At 71.4% G+C, this 16,247-nt stretch carries 17 protein-coding genes; 8 read left to right on the top strand and 9 right to left on the bottom strand.

Going from position 1 to position 16,247, the window contains the following annotated elements:
• Positions 1 to 18: 18 nt before the first annotated feature.
• On the bottom strand, positions 19 to 273 hold the full coding sequence (locus ACQPXS_RS20775) for a hypothetical protein (protein ID WP_356311696.1): 255 nt from the start codon (positions 271 to 273) through the stop codon (positions 19 to 21).
• A gap of 142 nt (positions 274 to 415) precedes the next feature.
• Positions 416 to 823: a helix-turn-helix transcriptional regulator gene (locus ACQPXS_RS20770; protein WP_433450839.1), complete on the bottom strand. Its 408-nt coding sequence runs from the start codon at positions 821 to 823 to the stop codon at positions 416 to 418.
• A gap of 234 nt (positions 824 to 1,057) precedes the next feature.
• Between ACQPXS_RS20770 and ACQPXS_RS20765 the strand changes: the two genes are divergently transcribed.
• From ACQPXS_RS20765 to ACQPXS_RS20740, 6 genes are all read left to right on the top strand, one after another.
• The gene (locus tag ACQPXS_RS20765; protein WP_399177023.1) at positions 1,058 to 1,273 is read left to right on the top strand and encodes a hypothetical protein; all 216 of its coding nucleotides are present in this window, start codon (positions 1,058 to 1,060) and stop codon (positions 1,271 to 1,273) included.
• 41 nt (positions 1,274 to 1,314) lie between these two features.
• Positions 1,315 to 1,533 (top strand): hypothetical protein, encoded by a 219-nt coding sequence (locus ACQPXS_RS20760; RefSeq protein ID WP_433450838.1) that lies wholly within the window; start codon positions 1,315 to 1,317, stop codon positions 1,531 to 1,533.
• Between the two features lie 135 nt (positions 1,534 to 1,668).
• Positions 1,669 to 3,591, top strand: a complete 1,923-nt coding sequence (locus ACQPXS_RS20755; protein WP_433450837.1) for a hypothetical protein — start codon at positions 1,669 to 1,671, stop codon at positions 3,589 to 3,591.
• A 107-nt stretch (positions 3,592 to 3,698) separates the two neighbouring features.
• A complete protein-coding gene (locus tag ACQPXS_RS20750) occupies positions 3,699 to 4,373 on the top strand; it encodes a hypothetical protein (protein ID WP_433450836.1) in 675 nt (224 codons plus the stop codon).
• A gap of 140 nt (positions 4,374 to 4,513) precedes the next feature.
• The gene (locus ACQPXS_RS20745) at positions 4,514 to 5,689 is read left to right on the top strand and encodes a 4-hydroxybenzoate 3-monooxygenase (protein ID WP_366487928.1); all 1,176 of its coding nucleotides are present in this window, start codon (positions 4,514 to 4,516) and stop codon (positions 5,687 to 5,689) included.
• 186 nt (positions 5,690 to 5,875) lie between these two features.
• A complete protein-coding gene (locus tag ACQPXS_RS20740; protein ID WP_433450835.1) occupies positions 5,876 to 6,730 on the top strand; it encodes a Bax inhibitor-1/YccA family protein in 855 nt (284 codons plus the stop codon).
• A gap of 67 nt (positions 6,731 to 6,797) precedes the next feature.
• On the opposite strand, the gene ACQPXS_RS20735 is transcribed toward ACQPXS_RS20740, so the two are convergent.
• A complete protein-coding gene (locus ACQPXS_RS20735) occupies positions 6,798 to 7,028 on the bottom strand; it encodes a DUF4287 domain-containing protein (RefSeq protein WP_020940491.1) in 231 nt (76 codons plus the stop codon).
• A gap of 99 nt (positions 7,029 to 7,127) precedes the next feature.
• Between ACQPXS_RS20735 and ACQPXS_RS20730 the strand changes: the two genes are divergently transcribed.
• The gene (locus ACQPXS_RS20730) at positions 7,128 to 7,439 is read left to right on the top strand and encodes a hypothetical protein (protein WP_351807400.1); all 312 of its coding nucleotides are present in this window, start codon (positions 7,128 to 7,130) and stop codon (positions 7,437 to 7,439) included.
• Between the two features lie 10 nt (positions 7,440 to 7,449).
• Here the strand turns inward: ACQPXS_RS20730 and ACQPXS_RS20725 are convergent, their stop codons facing one another.
• The 3 genes from ACQPXS_RS20725 to ACQPXS_RS20715 form a co-directional block, all read right to left on the bottom strand.
• Positions 7,450 to 8,241, bottom strand: a complete 792-nt coding sequence (locus tag ACQPXS_RS20725; RefSeq protein WP_356311686.1) for a hypothetical protein — start codon at positions 8,239 to 8,241, stop codon at positions 7,450 to 7,452.
• 283 nt (positions 8,242 to 8,524) lie between these two features.
• Positions 8,525 to 9,742 carry an acetyl-CoA C-acetyltransferase gene (locus ACQPXS_RS20720; protein ID WP_433450834.1) on the bottom strand — a complete coding sequence of 406 codons (1,218 nt, stop codon included), beginning with the start codon at positions 9,740 to 9,742 and terminating at the stop codon, positions 8,525 to 8,527.
• Positions 9,743 to 10,125: 383 nt separating this feature from the next.
• Positions 10,126 to 11,145: an SGNH/GDSL hydrolase family protein gene (locus tag ACQPXS_RS20715; RefSeq protein WP_351807405.1), complete on the bottom strand. Its 1,020-nt coding sequence runs from the start codon at positions 11,143 to 11,145 to the stop codon at positions 10,126 to 10,128.
• Positions 11,146 to 11,304: 159 nt separating this feature from the next.
• Between ACQPXS_RS20715 and ACQPXS_RS20710 the strand changes: the two genes are divergently transcribed.
• Positions 11,305 to 12,696, top strand: coding sequence for a cystathionine beta-synthase (locus ACQPXS_RS20710; RefSeq protein ID WP_351807406.1), 1,392 nt, complete (start codon positions 11,305 to 11,307; stop codon positions 12,694 to 12,696).
• 767 nt (positions 12,697 to 13,463) lie between these two features.
• Here ACQPXS_RS20710 and ACQPXS_RS20705 read toward each other — a convergent pair.
• From ACQPXS_RS20705 to ACQPXS_RS20695, 3 genes are read right to left on the bottom strand one after another with little or no spacing between them, the layout of a single operon-like run.
• Positions 13,464 to 13,883: a hypothetical protein gene (locus ACQPXS_RS20705; protein ID WP_433450833.1), complete on the bottom strand. Its 420-nt coding sequence runs from the start codon at positions 13,881 to 13,883 to the stop codon at positions 13,464 to 13,466.
• A 10-nt stretch (positions 13,884 to 13,893) separates the two neighbouring features.
• Positions 13,894 to 15,309, bottom strand: a complete 1,416-nt coding sequence (locus ACQPXS_RS20700; RefSeq protein WP_433450832.1) for a purine-cytosine permease family protein — start codon at positions 15,307 to 15,309, stop codon at positions 13,894 to 13,896.
• The gene (locus tag ACQPXS_RS20695) at positions 15,310 to 16,242 is read right to left on the bottom strand and encodes an ABC transporter substrate-binding protein (protein ID WP_433450831.1); all 933 of its coding nucleotides are present in this window, start codon (positions 16,240 to 16,242) and stop codon (positions 15,310 to 15,312) included.
• Positions 16,243 to 16,247 lie beyond the last annotated feature (5 nt).

Here is a 16,247-nt window from a genome sequence, read left to right as displayed (position 1 = left end):
CTTCGCGGGCGTGCCGGTTCACGTCCCCTCGTACACCGTCAGTACCGCTCCGTCCACCTCGATGCGCCGGCCCGCCCGGAGCCCGTCCGTGCGCAGGGTGCGCAGGCAGGTGTGGAACAGCTCCAGCTCGTCCGCGTCCAGGATCGCCGCGGCCAGGTCCAGCAGCTCGGTCACCGCGGCCTCGGTGAGCACCTCGGGCAGCTCGCCGGAGAGCAGGACGACCGATTCACCGGCGGGGGCCCGCACCACCGCGGTGGTGGGCCCGCCATGCACGAACAACACGTTCCCCCCAAAGAGCCCGGGTGGTCGTACGGCTCTCGCTCCTCGGGCAGGACGAGAGACTAGCGGGCGATGAGGGTCAATTCGGGGGAAGTTGCATGATTTTTCCGGCGCGGTCCACGAGCGGACCGCCGGATCACTTCTCCGGTGCCGGGCCCGCGGAGCGGCCGAGCAGGGACTCGACCAGGGCGGCGACATGCCGGCGGTCCTCGGCCGACAGCTGCTGCACGCTGGCGATGAGCAGGTCCACCTCGGGATCGGTGGTGCGGGCGGCCGTGCCGTCGGCGTCCTCGGCGGACGGGGCGCCGTAGACGTGGATGCCGCAGGCCTCGGCCGCGGCCCGGCGCACGGCGTCGAGCGGCAGCTCGAGGCCCTTGGCCAGGCCTTCCAGCGTGCTGGCCTGGGGCATGCGGACGACCCGGTCGGCGGTGGCCAGGTGGTGCACGGTGGAGCGGGGCACGCCGCCGCGCCGTGCCACGTCGCCGTAGGACCAGCCCTTGCGGTCGAGACGCTCACGGATCAACTGCTGCAGTGCGTTGGCCACCGAAGTCCACTTCCTGCTCGCCGCTCGACCTGACCGTGCCTGTCAGCGCCGATTCTACGGTCGGGTAGCGGGGCCGCCGAAAGGGTGATTCACCGGATCGGGGTTGCGGACCGGTGTCACGAGGCTCTAGTGTCCAATCTCGTTGGACAGCCCGTCCGACCAAGTTGGACAGAGTCCGGGGGGAACCTGACTCTCTCCGACCGGAAGCGCCTGTTTCCCGAGGGGGAATCGACCATGTTGAACGCCCACGAGCTCGACGCCGAGTCCGCGGAGCTGCTGCCGGGCCGCGAGGCCCTGGGGCGGCTGAAGTTCAGCTTCCACCGGACGGTCAACGTCACCAAGCACGTCGCGAACATCAGCGCGCACAACGAGTCCGCCGCCCTGAACGACCACTCCTCGTGGTCCGTGGCCGACTCCGCCGCCGGCCAGACCATCAGCGTCAGCCAGTAACCCGCGCGCACCGACCCACCCACCACGAAAGGACAACCACCATGAGCATGGACATGCGCGAGCTGGACGGCGAGTCCGCGGAGCTGCTGCCGGGCCGCGAGGCCCTCGGCCGGCTGAAGTTCAGCTTCCACCGGACGGTCAACGTCACCAAGCACGTGGCGAACATCAGCGCCCACAACGAGTCGGCGGCCCTGAACGACCACTCCTCGTGGTCGGCCGCCGAGTCGTCGGCCCAGCAGACCATCACCGTCACGCAGTAACGGCGCCACGGTCGTGGGGACGGACCGCACCGGCCCGAAGGGGCGCCGAACGCCTCGGAGGGCGGACGAGCACAGGGCGTGCGGGCGGTCCGTCCCCGCGGTCTTTTCCGGGGGGAACGTGGGGGGAGACCACACATGACGGTGCTCGACGACGGCACCAGCGCGCTGTACGACACCGGTCCGGTACCCGGGCCCGGCGGCTGGCCGGTGACGTACGAACAGGTGACGACAGGAAGCCTGCCGGTCCTGGGAACGCCGGTCCAGCCGGCCCCGCGGCTCAGCGCGGGACTGCGGCTGCACGGCGAGTACCAGGGTTCGGGCTTCACCGAACCGAAGTACATCGCCCGCCGGGGGGACGGGCAGGTCGTCCAGCTGTCGCGGCTGCTGTACCTGGTGGCGTCGTCCGTCGACGGCGTCCGCGACGTCGAGACGATCGCCCACCGGGTCAGCGCCCGCTACGGCCGCGAGGTCAGCGGCGAGAACATCCGCTACCTGGTGGAGAACAAGCTCGAACCGCTCGGCGTGTGCGTGCCCGAGGGCCAGGAGGACGACGAGGTCGACGCCCCGCGCTCCGACCTGCTGCTCGCCCTCAAGGGCCACCGGGTGATCTTCGACGAACGCCGTACGGCGCGGATCGCGCGGGCCCTGGCCTGGCTGCACCGCCCGGTCGTGGTCGCCGCCGTCCTGCTCACGGCACTCGTGATGGACGTCTGGCTGTTCGGCTTCTTCGGAGCGATCGAACCGGTCCTGGAGGTCCTGGACCAGCCGGTGCTGATCCTCATCGTCTTCGCCCTCACCGTGGCCTCGCTCGTCTTCCACGAGTTCGGCCACGCCTCGGCCTGCCGGTACGGCGGCGCCCGGCCCGGCTGCATCGGCTGCGGGCTGTTCCTCATCTGGCCGTCGATGTACACCGACGTCACCGACGTCTACCGGATCTCCCGCGCCGGCCGGCTGCGCACGGACCTCGGCGGGGTGTACTTCAACGTCGTCTTCATGCTGGCCATGGCCGGGGCCTACTTCGCCACCGGGGCGCAGTTCTTCCTGGCCGCCGTCTACCTCGGGCACTTCGAGATCCTCGAACAGCTGATGCCGGCCGTCCGCCTGGACGGCTACTACATCCTGGGCGACCTCGCCGGAGTTCCCGATCTCTACGGCAAGATCAAGCCGATCCTGCTCTCGCTCGCGCCGGGCGCCAAGGGCCGGGCGGCGCGCGCGGAGGTCGCCGGGCTGAAGAGGTCCGCGCGCACCATCGTGGCCGGCTGGGTGCTGACGATGGTGCCGCTGATCGTCGGCGAGATGGGCTACGCGCTGTGGAACCTGCCCCGGATCCTCACCACGATGGTCCGCTCGCTGACCGAGCAACTCCTCGGCACCGGCGGGGCCTTCGCGCACGGGCAGATCGTCGCCGGACTCGTCGGGGTGATCGGCTGCGTGATGCTGCTCTGCCCGATGGCCGGTGTCGTCTATCTGTCGGTGAAGATCGGCGGCCGGCTCTTCCGGGCCGCGAAACGCTCCACCGCCGGACGGCCCCGGCTACGGCTCGCGCTGTGCGTGCTCGCCCTCGCCGGACTGACCGGACTCTCCTACGCCTGGGTGTCCGGGGTGACCCCGAAGCCGCTGCCGAAGAAGCCCCCGATCGCACCGATCCTGCAGCCCGGGGTGCCCACCGAGGAGCCCTCGCCGCGGGACGCCTCGACCCCGGGCCCCGGCGGGCCCGGCGGGTACGGCACCGGCGGTGCCTCCGTGTCGCCTTCGGCGGTGCCGGGGGCGTCCGCGTCGGCGTCGGGCGACGGGCCGTCGCCGGGCACCTCGATGAGCGCGTCCGCCTCCGCGCCGCAGTTCTCGGCGTCGGCTCCGGCACCGGGCGAGCCGACCGGCTCGAAGTCCCATGAGCCGGACTCCTCCACCGACGGCGGCACCGCGACTACGCCCCCGCCCACCAGCGAGGACCCCGGCACCCCGAGCTCCCCGACCCCGTCGGAGAGCGTCCCCACGTCACCGACCGCAAGCCCCACGCCCACACCGTCCGGCGACTCGCCCGCACCGGCGTCGCCCTGACGTCCCGAAGGCCGGCGCCCGACGTCGCATTCCCCGAGCCACCGCCCGAAGCCACTGCCCGAAGACCGCTCTTCGCAGGCAGTCCTCATGACATCGCAGGAGAACCCATGAGCAGCCACCGCAAGGCACGCTCCAGCAACCACCCCCTCGCCCGCCGCGCCCTGGGCCTTGGCCTGTTCGCGGCCGGCATCGCCGGTGCGGCCACCGCCGTACCGGCCCAGGCGACGACCGGCGCCTCGCACATGGCCTTCGCCTCCGACCACGTCTTCAGCCACGCCGATCGAGCCCATCACACGCGGACCGAGGACTCCTTCACCATCCGCCAGTTCGGCACGGTCAACGCGGCGGCGGCGCGCAATCAGGCCAACGCCGTCTCGGCCGGCTGCTCGGCCGACGACCACTGCCGGTCGGTCGCGCTGTCCTTCCAGATCGTCACGTTCGCCGGTGAGCGCACACACCTGAACGCCGTGAACCTCAGCGACGCGGCCAACAAGGAGTGCACCGGCTGCCAGACCCTCGCCGGCGCCTACCAGTTCGTCGTCTCCACACCGGCACCGCTCACCCTCGACGCCGGCACCCGGCAGCGGCTCGCCGACATCCATCGCCGGCTGGACGCGCTGACCCGCTGCGCGCTGCCCGCGGCCGAGCTGAAGACCCGGGTCGACGGCCTGGCGGGCGAGGTGAGCGCGGTCCTGCGCGATGCCGTCGCCCACGCGCCGAAGGCGGCCGCGCAGCCCACCGTCACCCTGCACCGTCATCTGGACGGCTGGCCGGGCCGCTGAACGCGGCGCCCGGCGACGGCTCAATGGGGCGCGATGCGCCCCATTGACATCGTTCGGCCCCCGGCGCAGACTCTGGCGCGAGGTAAGTGAAGAAAAGTTCACTGTGCGAACGTCTAGAGTCGACTCGAAGGGACGAACCGATGCGCACCACCGTCGGCATCATCGGAGCCGGGCCGGCCGGACTGCTGCTCGCGCGGCTGCTGTACCGCGCCGGCATCGACTCGGTCGTCCTGGAGAGCCGCGACCGCGCCTACGTCGAACATCGGCAGCGCGCCGGAATCCTGGAGCAGGGCACCGTCGACGTGCTGCGCGCGGCCGGCGCCGGGGAGCGGATGGACCGGGAGGGCCTGCGGCACGACGGCATCGAACTGCGCTTCGACCGGCGCCGCCACCGCGTCGACTTCCCCGGCCTGACCGGGGGTCGGTCGGTGATGGTGTACGCCCAGACCGAGGTCTGCAAGGACCTGATCGCCCTTCAGCTGAAAGAGGGCGGGCCGCTGCTGTTCGAGGCGGAGGCGCTGGCGGTGGAGGGCGCCGAGGGCGACCGGCCGCGGATCCGGTTCCGGCACGAGGGCCGCGAGGACGTGCTGGAGTGCGACTACGCCGTGGGCTGCGACGGCTTCTGGGGCGCGGCCCGGGCCGCCTTCCCGGCCGCGCTGTCCCGGGTGTTCGAGCGGACGTACCCCTACGCCTGGCTCGGTGTCCTCGCCGACGTCGCGCCCTCGCACGACGAACTCGTCTACGCCCGCCACGACCGCGGCTTCGCCCTCCTGTCCATGCGCTCCCCGTCCGTCTCCCGCCTCTATCTCCAGGTGCCCGCCGGCACGGACGCCGACGAGTGGACCGACGACGAGATCTGGTCGGAGCTGGAGCGCCGTTTCGAGACCGCGGACGGCTGGCGGCTGGAACGCGGCCCCATCACCCAGAAGTCGGTCACGCCGATGCGCTCCTTCGTGCACGAGCCGATGCGCCACGGCCGGCTCTTCCTCGCCGGTGACGCCGCTCACATCGTGCCGCCGACCGGAGCCAAGGGGCTGAACCTCGCCGTCGGTGACGTCGTCACCCTCGCCCGCGCCCTCGTCCACGAGCGGGAGACCGGCTCGGCGGACCTCCTCGACGCCTACTCCGCGACCTGTCTGCGCCGCGTCTGGCAGGCCGAGCGGTTCTCCTACGACATGACGACGATGCTCCATCCGGCCCCGGATGCCACCCCCTTCGACGCCCGCCTCCAACGGGCCCGGCTGGAGCGGATCGCCTCCTCCCGCGCGGCCGAGACCGACCTGGCCGAGGCGTACACCGGATTCCCGCTGGGTTAGCGGCGGGTCTCGGCGAGGTAGCAGGTTCGTCATGGAAGGCGATCACCCATGGCCGGGAATCACTCGCCCGCGTAGCGTGTTGGGCAGCACGGCAGGGGAAAGATCCTCCTCAAGTATCATGGTCGGTCCTTTGCCAATCCATTACTCTTGAGCCAAGGCTGCGCACGGCAGCCATGGAGGAGTGAAATGAGGAGCAGCAACCCGGTCTTCTCGCGACGGGGGTTCAGCCGCGACAACGGCTACGCCGGCTTCAACACCGCGCCGCAGGCCGGGTACGCACAGGGCAACCCGTACGCGCAGAACCCCTACGCCCAGAACCCGTACGCCCAGCAGGGTGCCGGCGCGCCGCCGCAGGCCCCCGCCACCACCGACCGGATGACCATGGACGACGTCGTCGTCCGCTCGGCCATCACGCTCGGCACCGTCGCCGTCGGCGCCGTCCTTGCCTGGGCGCTGCTGCCGGTCACGGCGACCAGCTACGGCCTGGCCGTCGGCTCGGCGATCGTCGCGTTCGTCCTGGCGATGGTCCAGAGCTTCAAGCGCACCCCGTCGCCCGCGCTGATCCTCGGGTACGCCGCCTTCGAGGGCGTCTTCCTCGGTGTCATCAGCGAGATGTACAACAGCCGCTGGAGCGGCGCCCCCTTCCAGGCGGTGCTCGGCACCATGGCGGTCTCGGCCGCGACCCTGCTCGTCTACAAGGCCGGCTGGATCCGCGTCACCGCCCGCTACGCCCGCATCGGCATGGCCATCGCCATGGCGTTCCTGGTGGTCATGGCGGTCAACCTGCTGCTGGTCGTGTTCGGCGTCGCCGAGGACGGCGGTCTGCGCAGCTTCGGTCCGCTCGGCGCGCTCGTCGGCATCATCGCCATCGTGCTCGGCGCGTTCTTCCTGACCCTCGACTTCAAGCAGATCGAGGACGGCATCGCCTACGGCGCCCCGCGCAACGAGTCCTGGCTCGCCGCGTTCGGTCTCACCGTGACCCTGGTGTGGATCTACCTGGAGATGCTGCGGCTGGTGGCGATCTTCACCAACAACGACTAGCGCCTGCGCCGGTCATGAGGAGGGCCCCGGGTCCCGACCCGGGGCCCTTCGCCGTCTTCGGCGGCGGCTAGAGCAGCTTGCGTGCCGCCCTCCTCAGGTCGTACTCGTGGACGATCGCCTTCGCGTGGCCGTACGCGAGGTCGTACTCGTGCCGGAGCCAGCTGACCTTCTCCTCGAAGCGGAACAGGGCGGGGCCTTCTTCGACGGTGCGCAACCAGTCGGACACTTCGCGACCGGTGCAGTGGGGGATGCGGGCGAGCAGATTGCGGTGGGTCTCCTCCGAGAAGAGCTGGGACATCGGCGCCTCCGAACGCAAAGGGGATGTAAGCCGGTCCTTCACGTCACCGTGCCTGAGCGTTCGCGTATTGGCAACAGTGCGGCACGTTACGCTCGGCGCGTGGTTGATACGACGCCCTTGACCCGAGCAGTGGATCACTTCGCCGACAAGTTGCGCGCGGCGCCGCAGAGCCGGCTTCAGCGGGGTGCCGCGGCCGAGGCCCTCGAGCTGGCCAGGGAGTTGGCCCGGCGGGCCCAGGCCGTCGAGGAGCCCGGGAGCGAACCGCGGCAGATGCCGGACGCCGGCATGTTCGCCGCGGCCGATCAGATCCTCGTGGCCGTGCACGACTTGGCGATGGTGCTGCGCAGCGACGACGAAGTCGCCGAGGCGGTGCGGGTGGTCGAGGAGGCCCGCCGGAGGGCAGGGGTCTGAGCGCCGTTCCCTACAGGGACGCGATGACCCTGTCCGCCAGGATGTAGACCATGTTCCTGTCGTCCTCGCCGTAGGCGAAGGTGAGGGTGTAGGCGCCGGAGACGCCCGAACCGCCGAGCAGATACGGGGCCTCGCCCGCGTCCACCGCCGCCGCCAGGCGCTCGGCGGTCTCGCGGTGACCCGGGGTCATGCAGAGGGTGGTGCCGTCGGCGAAGACGTAGACGTCGAGGGTGCCGAGGGGACCCGGGCGGACGTCGGAGAGCTCGACGCGTTCGGCGGCCAGCTGCTCCAGCGTGGTCACGGTGCGCTCGTGGTCGTTCACCGCGGGCGACTGCACCGGGACGAAGTCGGGGTGCGAGGGGTGACGGCGGCGGGCCGCGGCCAGTTCGGGGGACTCCCCGGCGAACTCGTCGGCGTCGGCGGTCGGCTCGGACACCGGCTCCAGGCCGGCGAAGTCGGTCTGCCGGGGCAGGAACAGCTCGGTGTCGGGCAGGCCGAGCAGGGTCGGGGTGTCGGAGGCGTCACGGGCTTCCTGCGCGGCCCAGAAGGCGCGTGCCTCGGCCAGCTCGCGCTCCCGCTCCTCGGCGAGCGCCTCGGCCACGGCGGCGCGTATCTGGTCGGCGTCGGCGCCGCTGCGGGCGTTCGGCAGCAGCGCGCGCATGGCGGCCGACTGGTTCTCGGCGAGCTGGGTCTGCAGCTCTGCCAGCTGGCGGCGCAGCTTCAGGACGGTGCGCAGGACGGCGACGCCCACGGCGCCCGTGGCGGCCGTGGTGAGCAGCAGGGCGATCGGCATGGCGCTCACTGACGTACTCCCGGTTCAAAGTCGACCCCCGACTTCCTACATCAGCTTGAAGGGCGGACTAAGCAGCTGTCAGTGCGTAACGTCACGAAACGGACAGGACTTTGGCCTTGCGGTTTCGTCAGGGACCGCGCTGACCTGCACTGACCTGCGCCGATGTGTCCGTCGAGCGAGATAGGTCACATCCTGGGGGAGATTCGATCACGAAAAGGCCCGGAACCGGGGAGTTTCCTCGGTTCCGGGCCGCTTCCTGACGTAAGGTGCCCGCCTCGCTACGGACGGTGGATCAGCTGAGGCGCTCGATGACCATCGCCATGCCCTGGCCGCCGCCGACGCACATCGTCTCCAGGCCGAACTGCTTGTCGTGCCACTGCAGGGAGTTGATGAGCGTGCCGGTGATCCGGGCGCCGGTCATGCCGAAGGGGTGGCCGACGGCGATGGCGCCGCCGTTGACGTTCAGCTTGTCGAGGTCGATGCCGAGTTCCCGGTAGGAGGGGATCACCTGGGCGGCGAAGGCCTCGTTGATCTCGACCAGGTCGATGTCGTCGATGGTGAGACCGGCGCGCCGGAGCGCCTGCTCGCTCGCCTCGACCGGGCCGAGGCCCATGATCTCGGGGGAGAGGCCGGAGACGCCGGTGGACACGATCCGGGCGAGCGGGGTCAGGCCCAGCTCGCGGGCCTTGGTGTCGCTCATGATGACGACGGCGGCGGCGCCGTCGTTGAGCGGGCAGCAGTTGCCGGCGGTGACGAGTCCGTCCGGGCGGAAGACCGGCTTGAGGCCCGAGACGCCCTCCAGGGTGACGCCGGGGCGCGGGCCGTCGTCCTTGCTGACGACCGTGCCGTCGGGGAGGGTCACCGGGGTGATCTCGCGCTCCCAGAACCCGTTCTTGATGGCCTGCTCGGCCAAATTCTGCGAGCGGACGCCGAACTCGTCCATGTCCTGGCGGGTGATGCCCTTGGCGCGGGCCAGGTTCTCGGCGGTCTGGCCCATCGCGATGTACGGGTCGGGCAGCAGGCCGTCCTCGCGCGGGTCGTGCCAGGTGGAGCCGGTCGACTCGGCGGTGGCCACGGTGCGGGCCTCGGCCTCGGCGAACAGCGGGTTGTGCGTGCCGGGCATGTCGGAGCTGCCGTGGGCGTAGCGGGAGACCATCTCGACACCGGCCGAGACGAAGACGTCGCCCTCGCCGGCCTTGATGGCGTGCAGGGCCATGCGGGAGGTCTGCAGGGACGAGGAGCAGTACCGGGTGATCGTGCAGCCCGGCAGGTGGTCCATGCCCATCTGTACGGCGACGATCCGGCCGAGGTTGTGGCCCTGCTCGCCGCCGGGGAGGCCGCAGCCGAGCATCAGGTCGTCGATGTCCTTGGGGTCCAGCTCGGGGATCTTGGCGAGCGCGGCCTGGATGATCGTGGCGGTCAGGTCGTCGGGGCGCAGGTCCTTCAGGGAGCCCTTGACGGCGCGGCCGATGGGGGAGCGGGCGGTCGAGACGATGACGGCTTCGGGCATCACGGCTCCAGTGAACGGGGTTTTCTTCTCGGGCAGGGCCGGTTGGGAAGTTACCGCTACGTATGGTCCAGGTCACCGGTGTCGCGGTGTGACACTGGCCGCAGTTTACTAAGCGCTTGCTTTGGCCTGCGACGGCTTTGGCCACATCGGGTCCTGGGTGCCGTCCCAGGGTGCTGCTCTGGGCCCTCCGGTCACGGCCTCCCCGGTCCCCGCCTCCCCGGCTCCGGCCTCCCCGATCCGGCGCCCGCCTCCCGGGCCCCCGTGCCAGGGGCTGGGGAGGCTTGGGGGGAGGGAGACCCTGCCCCGCTTTGCAGCCGGCCGGGTCGGTTGGGCCGTGGGCGGAGGCAGAGCGGGGGGGCTGGAACCTGGAGGGTCCAGGTGGGTCACAGGGACGGGCGGGCCGGTTCGGCTTCCGGTACGCGGCGTCGGCGGCGGCGCTTCAGCAGCGCCCAGGGGCCTCGCGGGCCCGTCGGCATCGCCGCCGTGACCTCGGTACCCGCCTCCGACGCGGCCTCGGCCGCCGCCCGGGCGACCGGCAGGAAGCCCTCGCGCCGCGACACGTCCGGCCGTTCCTCCTCCGCCGGCCACAGGCCCAGCGCCGCGCACACCGTCGGCAGCACCGCCATCGCCGCCGTCGCGTACCCCTCCGCCGAGGGATGGTAGTTGTCCGGCCCGAAGAGCTCCCGCGGGTTCGCCTCGAACTCGGGGCCCAGCAGGTCGCCCAGCGACACGGTCCGTCCCCCCTGCTCCACCACCCCGATCGTCTGCGCCGCCGCCAGCTGCCGCGAGGCCCGCCGGGCCAGCCAGCGCAGCGGCTGCTGCACCGGCTCGATGGTGCCGAGATCCGGGCAGGTGCCGACCACCACCTCCGCGCCGGCCGTGCGCAGCCGTCGTACCGCCGCCGAGAGGTGCCGTACCGAACGGGTCGGCGGCATCCGGTGGGTCACGTCGTTCGCGCCGATCATGATCACGCACACGTCCGGGACCGGCGACGCCCCCGACAGCACCGACGCCACCTGGCGGTCCAGGTCGTCGGACTGGGCGCCCGGCAGCGCCACGTTCCGCAGCTCCACCGGGCGTTCCGCCACCGCCGCCAGGCCCGAGGCCAGCAGCGCGCCCGGTGTCTGGCCCGCCCGGTGCACGCCCTGCCCGGCCGCCGTGGAGTCGCCGAGCATGGTCAGACGGAGGGGCGGTTCCCCGGGGACGTCGTAGGCGTGGCCGTACACGCCGTCGGCCACCGGGACGCGGCCGCCGCTGTGGTTGCCCACATGGCGCCGGGCCAGCCGTACCTCCGCGAGCAGCAGACCGACCGCGGCCGCGCCGACCAGCCCGACCCCGCCACCGCCGTACGCCGCTCCGGCCGCGATGCGCCGGGCCACTCTCGCCCTCGACATGCTGGTCATGCGTCGCCGCCACCTCCTCGTAGCCGTACACCCACTCCTTGCCCCGTACGGACCGTGCGTCAATCTCAACGGGGAGTGAACGGCCGCGCCGGCCACACGGCTGGCCTTAGGCTGGCGACACCACTAAGACCACATCTTTTGCAGCATCCGGAGACAACGGTGCAATTCCACGACTCGATGATCAGCCTCGTCGGCAACACCCCGCTGGTGCGGCTCAACAACGTGACCAAGGGCATCCAGGCCACCGTCCTGGCCAAGGTGGAGTACTTCAACCCGGGCGGCTCCGTGAAGGACCGCATCGCCCTGCGCATGATCGAGGCCGCCGAGCAGAGCGGTGAGCTCAAGCCGGGCGGGACGATCGTCGAGCCGACCAGTGGCAACACCGGTGTGGGGCTGGCCATCGTGGCCCAGCAGAAGGGGTACAAGTGCATCTTCGTGTGCCCCGACAAGGTCTCCACCGACAAGATCAACGTGCTGCGGGCCTACGGCGCCGAGGTCGTCGTGTGCCCGACCGCCGTCGCGCCCGAGCACCCGGACTCCTACTACAACGTCTCCGACCGGCTCGTCCGCGAGACCCCGGGAGCCTGGAAGCCCGACCAGTACTCCAACCCCAACAACCCGCTCTCGCACTATCACTCGACCGGCCCCGAGCTGTGGGAGCAGACCGAGGGCAGGATCACCCACTTCGTGGCGGGCGTGGGCACGGGCGGCACCATCTCCGGTACCGGCCGCTACCTGAAGGACGTCAGCGACGGCAAGGTCAAGGTCGTCGGCGCCGACCCCGAAGGCTCGGTGTACTCCGGCGGGTCCGGGCGGCCGTACCTGGTGGAGGGCGTCGGCGAGGACTTCTGGCCGACCGCCTACGACCGCACCGTCGCGGACGAGATCGTCGCGGTGTCCGACAAGGACTCCTTCCAGATGACCCGCCGGCTGGCCAAGGAGGAGGGCCTGCTGGTGGGCGGCTCCTGCGGCATGGCCGTCGTCGCGGCGCTGCGGGTCGCCGAGCGGCTCGGGCCCGACGACGTCGTGGTCGTCCTGCTTCCGGACAGCGGCCGCGGCTACCTCAGCAAGATCTTCAACGACGAGTGGATGGCCGACTACGGCTTCCTGGAGGACGAGGGCCCGAGCGCCCGCGTCGGCGACGTCCTGAACGACAAGGCGGCCGGCACCATCCCCTCCCTGGTGCACATGCACCCGGAGGAGACCGTCGGCCAGGCCATCGAGGTGCTGCGCGAGTACGGCGTCTCGCAGATGCCGGTCGTCAAGCCGGGCGCCGGTCACCCGGACGTGATGGCCGCCGAGGTCGTCGGGTCCGTGGTGGAACGCGAGCTGCTGGACGCCCTGTTCTCCAAGCGCGCCTCCCTCGACGACCCGCTGGAGAAGCACATGTGCGCCCCGCTGCCCCAGGTCGGCTCCGGCGAGCCGGTCGGCGACCTGATGTCCGTGCTCGGCTCGGCCGACGCGGCGATCGTCCTGGTCGAGGGCAAGCCCACCGGCGTGGTCAGCCGGCAGGACCTGCTGGCGTTCCTGGCCAAGGGCGGAAAGCAGTAGCGAAGCCCGGGTGAACTGCGGGTTCACCGGCGCCGTTTGAGGTGAGGCGGGGTTCGCGGAAGTGGTACGAGCGTGTCACGTGCGCGCAGCACCCGCTTAACACGCGTCCGGCACATTGGTGGATGTCGGCAGGGCGGGAGCGGCTCCCCGCCCCGGCCGGCGCCGAACGGCGCCTAGGACCTCCGGAGCGGCTCCCGGACCTCCATGGACGCCACGGACGCGCAAGCCCGGCCCTGACCCGGCCCGCGTCCCTCGCGGGGACCGCCGTCGTCCCGCCCCCCGGCAACGGGGGTGCGGCGGTCCCCGCGCAATTCTTTTCCGGCCGGGTTCGGCGAGCGGCGCTCGGTGCCCGACTCCCCGGCGGAGCGAGGCCTTCGGCCGTCTCCGACCCCGGTTCCGGCGTGTACACCACGATCGTCTGCTCCGGCGCCGCCGGGGCCTGGGCGGCGACCGCGTGCCACTGCGGATACAGCTTCCGGCCGGCCGGGTCCAGCAAGACCAGCCGGGGGCCAGGCGGCCGAAGCCGTCAACCGTGTCGCCGAGCGCGTTCCAGGCGAGCACGTTGCGTACGCGGGGTGCGGGCCGCTGCCGCCCACGCTGCCGGCGGGCCGCGCCACCGCAGCACGGAGCTGTCCGGGCAGCTGGACGAGATGTTCGGGGCGACCGGCGGGCTCACGGCGGACGTCGTCGCCTACGCCACCAGCCGGCCCCGGCACGTCGACCTCCGCCGGATCATTGTCCTGCCGCCCTCGACGGGCGTGAGAGGGTCAGTCGTCATCGGAGGGGCTGCGGCGGCCGAGCAGGGCCGGATTGGTGCGGGCGGCCTGGACGAGGTTGACGCCGACGACGCCGCCCCAGGAGATCAGCAGGCCGGACAGGCCGGCGTTGTAGGCGCCGATCGCCGACAGCGGGATCGCCAGCACCAGCGAGACGACGGCGAGGCCGAACCGCTCGGCCCAGGAGTCCGCGCCGGCCCCGGGGCGGTTGCCGCGCGCCACCTGCATCCGCTGCTCGGCCAGTGTCCGGCGCAGCCGGCGCTCGACCGCCCCGTCGATGCGCTGGTCGACCTTCTCCAGGAAGGAGTCGACCAGCGCCGACTCGTACTCCTCGCCCAGTTCCCTGCGGGTCTGGAGGGTGGCGTCGAGTTCTTTTCTCAGGTCGGTGTCCCGCCCGTCCGTTCCGGTCATGAGGGACACGTTAGAGAGCGCTCACGCCCTCCGCACTGGGGACAACCCCCCTCTTGCCGTCGTCGGGCGGGTAGGCCGCGTTCCGCCGGCCCACCAGCCAGTACAGCAGCGCCGGTACGGCAAGGCCCACGATCCAGGAGATGTCCGCGCCGCCCAGCGGCTCCACCAGCGGGCCGGTGTAGAAGCCCGTGGCGAGGAACGGCAGCTGGGCGAGCAGGCCCAGCGCGTACACGGCGAGGGCGTCCCAGCGCCAGGCGCCGTAGCGGCCGTGCGGGTCGGACAGGGCCGGGATGTCGTAGCGCTCCTTGGAGATCAGGTAGTAGTCGACCAGGTTGATCGCCGACCAGGGCGTGAAGAAGGTCAGCAGGAACAGCAGGAAGTCCTTGAAGGAGGACAGGAAGCTGTCCTTGCCGAGCAGGGCGACCGCCGTGCCGGCCACCATGATCAGCGCGATGTACGCGGCCCGCCCGGCCCGTGACAGCCGGCGCTGCCCGCGAAAGCCGCTCACGCTCGTCACCATCGACATGAAACCGCCGTAGGTGTTGAGCACGTTGATGGTGAGCTTGCCGAGCGCGATGACGAAGTAGAAGAAGGAGGCGACGAGTCCGGTGCCGCCGAGGGCGACGACGTAACCGACCTGGCCGTCCAGGAACTTCGCCCCCGCGGTCGCCGCGACCAGCACGCCGAAGGTCATCGACCACTGGCTGCCCAGCGCCGAGCCGGACAGCGTCCACCAGAAGGTCGCCCTCGTGGACGTCGTGCGCGGCAGATAGCGCGAGTAGTCCGCCACGTACGGCCCGAACGCCAGTTGCCAGGACGCCGACAGGGACATCGCCAGCAGGAACATCGGCAGTGAGAAGTGGGCGTCGTGCAGCAGGGCGGTCAGGTCGGCGCGGTCGAGGAGCCGGAAGCCGAGGTAGACGAAGGCCAGCGCGCAGATCACGCCGGCCACCCGGCCGAGGGCGTGGATGACCCGGTAGCCGACGGCCGCCGTGACCGCCGTGACGGCCGCGAACACGACGATCCCGGTCGTGTCGTCGGTGTGCGTCAGCTCGCCCACCGCCTGCCCGGCGAGCACGCTGCCGGACGCGAAGAAGCCGACGTACATCACGATCACCAGGAGCAGCGGTACGACCGCCCCGCGCACCCCGAACTGCGCCCGCGACTGGATCATCTGCGGCAGACCGAGCCGGGGGCCCTGCGCCGAGTGCAGGGCCATCACCGCGCCGCCGAGCAGATTGCCCAGCAGCAGGCCGGTCAGCGACCAGACGACGTCCCCGCCGAAGACGACCGCGAGGGCGCCGGTGACGACCGCCGTGATCTGCAGGTTGGCGCCCAGCCAGAGCGTGAACTGGCTGAAGGCGGTGCCATGGCGCTCCTCGTCCGGGACGACGTCGATGGAGCGCAGTTCCACCAGGCCGCTCATCTACTTCACCAGCCCGTGCTGCTTCGCGTAGGCGTTGGCCACGTCCTCGGGGTCCTTCTTGTCCTTGTCCACCTGCCGGTTGAGCTCGGTGAGCTGGGCGGTGGTCAGCAGGTTGCCGAGCCGGGCGAGGGCCTTGCGGACGGTGTCGTCGGCCTTGCGGTCGGCGATGAGCGGGACGATGTGCTGGCTGGGGATGAGGTGCTGGGGGTCGGTGAGCACCACCCAGTCGTTGGCCCTGATGTCGGTGTCGGTGGTGAACAGGTTCGCCACGTCCACGTCGCCCTTCTTCAACGCGCCCTTGACCAGCGGCCCGTCGGAGTCGAGCGACTTGAACTCCTTGAACTCCACGCCGTACACGTCCTTCAGGCCGACCGCGCCGACCTGGCGCTTCTTCACCTCGGGGGCGGCGCCGATGACCAGCTTCCCGTTCTGCTTCCTCAGGTCGGCGAGGGAGGCCAGGCCGTACTTCTTCGCCGTCTCGCGGGTGACGACGAAGGCGTCGGAGTCCTCCGCCATGCCGTACGGCAGCACCTGGAGGCCGGCCGGGAGGGCCTGGGTGAGGGCGTTCTGCATCTCGCCCGACTCGGCGGCCGTGACCTTCGGGGCCAGGTAGTTGAGGAGGGCGCCCTGGTACTCGGGCAGCAGGTCGATGTCGCCGCCCCTGAGCGCGGGGATGACGATCTCGCGGGTGCCGAGGTTGGGGCGGACGGTCGTCTTCACACCGGCGCCCTGGAGGGCGGCGGCGTAGAGGTAGCCGAGGACCTGGTTCTCGGTGAAGTTGGCCGTGCCGATGGTGACTCCGCCCTTGCTGGAGCCGGCGCCGCCGGCGGCGGAGCCCTGGCCGTTGAGGGAGGTGATGCCGCCCGCGCAGGCGGAGAGGACGGGCACGGAGGCGACCGCGAACAGGCCGCCGAGGACAGTACGTCGGTTCATTGGTC

It is taken from the genome of Streptomyces sp. CA-142005 (assembly GCF_050942335.1).
Taxonomy (GTDB): Bacteria; Actinomycetota; Actinomycetes; order Streptomycetales; family Streptomycetaceae; genus Streptomyces.
Note: the sequence above shows the minus strand (reverse complement) of the source record. Positions and strands in the feature narration are given on the sequence as shown.